The organism is Brevundimonas sp. (genome assembly GCF_013823285.1).
In the GTDB taxonomy this organism is placed as follows: domain Bacteria; phylum Pseudomonadota; class Alphaproteobacteria; order Caulobacterales; family Caulobacteraceae; genus Brevundimonas.
In genome coordinates, this window is sequence record NZ_PNLV01000181.1 from 1 (window position 1) to 2703 (window position 2703).

General features: G+C 68.1%; 1 protein-coding gene. It reads left to right on the forward strand.

Annotation, left to right across the window (positions count from 1 at the left end; all coding sequences use genetic code 11):
* Positions 1 to 170: 170 nt before the first annotated feature.
* Positions 171 to 2703, forward strand: a 2533-nt coding sequence (gene ileS, locus C0461_RS14165) for an isoleucine--tRNA ligase (RefSeq protein ID WP_292107929.1), incomplete at its 3' end; no start/stop codon positions are given.

Below are 2703 nucleotides of genomic sequence, written 5' to 3' on the forward strand. Positions count from 1 at the left end.
GCCACTGTCCATAGCTGACGGCCTCTGCTAGACCGGCCGCCATGACGGTTCGCGCGCGCATCATCCTGATTTCCATTCGCCGCCCGGCGTAGCGCTTCAGGGCTTGGCCCCGCGCACGTCGGGGTCCAGAAATCACCGCAACCGATCACGCATACCAGCCTGAGACACCCATGGCCGACGCCCCCCAGACTCCCGATGGCCGCGACTATCGCGACACCGTCTTCCTGCCCGACACCTCCTTCCCCATGCGGGGCGGCTTGCCCAAAAAGGAGCCGGAGATCCTGGCCGCCTGGGGCGACCTCTACGCCGCCCTGCGCAAGCAGCGGCAGGCCGAGGGCGCGCCCCTGTTCGTGCTGCACGACGGCCCGCCCTACGCCAACGGCGACATCCACATCGGCCATGCGCTCAACAAGACCCTGAAAGACTTCGTGGTCCGCTCGCAGTTCCTGCTGGGCAATGACGTGGACTACGTCCCCGGCTGGGACTGCCACGGCCTGCCCATCGAGTGGAAGATCGAGGAGCAGTTCCGCGCGAAGGGCCGCCGCAAGGACGAGGTCTCCAAGGCCGAGTTCCGTCAGGCCTGCCGCGACTACGCCGCCGGCTGGATCGACGTGCAGCGCGAACAGTTCAAGCGCCTGGGCGTGATCGGAAATTGGGACGGCCGCTACGCCACCATGGACTTCGCCACCGAGGCGGCCATCGTGCGCGAGTTCCACAAGTTCAAGAACTCGGGCCAGCTCTATCGTGGCTCCAAGCCCGTGATGTGGTCGCCGGTGGAACGCACCGCCCTGGCCGACGCCGAGATCGAGTACCACGAGCACAACAGCCCCACGATCTGGGTCAAATTCCCTGTCACCGGCGCCACGGACGACCATCCCGACGACCTGCTGGCCTTCCGCCACGCCACGCCGTCCATCGTCATCTGGACCACCACGCCCTGGACCATCCCGGCCAACCGCGCCATCAGCTACGGCCCCGAGATCGACTACGGCCTGTATGAGGTCACGGCGCTGGAGGAAGGGCTGGAGTTCGAGCCCTGGGCCAAACCCGGCGACCGCCTGATCCTGGCCGATAAGCTGGCCGAGGAAGTCTTCAAGGCTGCGAAGATCGCCACATGGACCCGCGTCGACGCGGTCAATCCGTCCGGTCTGGAATGCGCCCACCCGCTGGCCGCCCTGCACCCCGGCTTCGGCTATTCGGTGCCGCTGCTGGCCGGCGACCATGTGACCGACGAGGCGGGCACGGGCTTCGTGCACACCGCCCCCGGCCACGGCGCGGACGACTACGACGTCTGGCGCGCCCACGGCCATCACGAGATCCCCGACACCGTCGACGCCGACGGCGCCTACTATGAGCACGTGCCCCTGTTCGGCGGCCTCAAGGTGCTGGAGACCGAGGGCAAGAAGACCGGCAAATTCGGCCCGGCCAACCCCGCGGTGATCGAAAAGCTGATCGAGGCCGGGACCCTGCTGGCCCGCGGACGGATGGAGCATTCCTATCCCCACAGCTGGCGCTCCAAGGCCCCGGTGATCTTCCGCAACACCCCCCAGTGGTTCGTGCGCATGGACGGCGAGACCGGCCTGCGCGACAAGGCCCTGGCCGCCATCGACGCCACCACCTTCCACCCGGCGGGCGGGCGCAACCGCATCCGCTCCATGGTCGAGACGCGCCCCGACTGGCTGATCAGCCGCCAGCGCGCCTGGGGCACGCCCTTGGCCATGTTCGTGGACAGACAGACCGGCCAGCCCCTGCACGACGACGCCGTGGACGCCCGTATCGTCGAGGCCGTCCAGGCCGAGGGCGCCGACGCCTGGTTCACTCGTCCCGACAGCGACTTCCTCGGCGCCGGCCACGACCCGGACCGCTACGAGAAGGTCGAGGACATTCTCGACGTCTGGTTCGACTCCGGCTGCACCCACGCCTTCACCATCGAGGGCCGCGAAGATTCCAGATGGCCCGCCGACCTCTACCTTGAAGGTTCGGACCAGCACCGCGGCTGGTTCCAGTCGTCCCTGCTGGAGGCCTGCGGCACCCGCGGCCGCGCGCCCTATGACGCGGTTCTCACCCACGGTTTCACCCTCGATGAGAACGGGGAGAAGATGTCCAAGTCGCGGGGCAACACCACCGACCCCCTGACCGTCATCAACGAGTCCGGCGCCGACATCCTGCGTCTGTGGGTGGCCGTGGTGGACTACGCCGAGGATCAGCGGATCGGGAAGCAGATCCTGCAGACCACGGTGGACGCCTATCGCAAGCTGCGGAACACGGTCCGCTATCTGCTGGGCGCCCTGAACGGCTTCGACGAGGCCGAGCGCCTGACCGATCTGGACCAGTTCCCGCCGCTGGAGCGCTACATCCTGCACCGCCTCTGGGAACTGGACGGCGAGGTGCGCGCCGCCTACGCCCGCTACGACTTCCAGGATGTGGTGCGCCCGGTGCTGGAGTTCTGCTCCAATGACCTGTCGGCGCTGTATTTCGACATCCGCAAGGACAGCCTGTACTGCGACCGCCCGGACAGCCTCAAGCGCCGGGCCGTTCGCACGGTCATGGACGAGGTGTTCACCCGCCTCACCGCCTGGCTCGCCCCCCTGACCCCCTTCACCATGGAGGAGGCCTGGACCACCCGCTTCGAGGGCGCCGGCTCCAACTGCGCCCGCGTCATCCCGACCACCCCCGCCGAGTGGGAGAATGCGGCCGAGGCCG